Genomic DNA, 469 nt, shown 5'->3' with positions numbered 1-469 from the left:
AAACACGATTACAGCTCCGGCAGGAAGCTATACAGTAACGGCTACAGCTAACGGATGTACTTCAGCTGCTTCATCAGCTGCGGTTATCAACGCTCAGCCGGCAACACCTGCAGTTCCGACATTAAGTGCTGTAACCCAGCCGACATGTTCGACAGCTACAGGAAGTTTTATAATATCAAACTACAGTGCTTCTAACACTTATGCAGTAAGCCCTTCAACAGGTGTTACCCAGTCAGGAAACACGATCAATGCTCCGGCAGGAAGTTATACGGTAACGGCTACAGCTAACGGATGTACTTCGGCTGCTTCATCAGCTGCGGTTATCAACGCACAGCCTGCTACACCTGCAGTTCCGACATTAAGCGCCGTAACCCAGCCTACATGTTCAACAGCTACAGGAAGTTTTACAATATCAAACTACAGTGCTTCTAACACTTATGCGGTAAGTCCTTCAACAGGCGTTACCCAG

The 469-nt window shown here is 48.0% G+C and carries 1 protein-coding gene; it reads left to right on the top strand.

The features are described 5' to 3' along the window. The coding region (locus tag FLAPXU55_RS00040) for a hypothetical protein (RefSeq protein WP_180855853.1) at nucleotides 1-469 on the top strand (469 nt) is incomplete at both ends.

The sequence above is a fragment of the Flavobacterium panici genome (assembly GCF_903819335.1).
Lineage (GTDB): Bacteria > Bacteroidota > Bacteroidia > Flavobacteriales > Flavobacteriaceae > Flavobacterium > Flavobacterium panici.
Note: the sequence above shows the minus strand (reverse complement) of the source record. Positions and strands in the feature narration are given on the sequence as shown.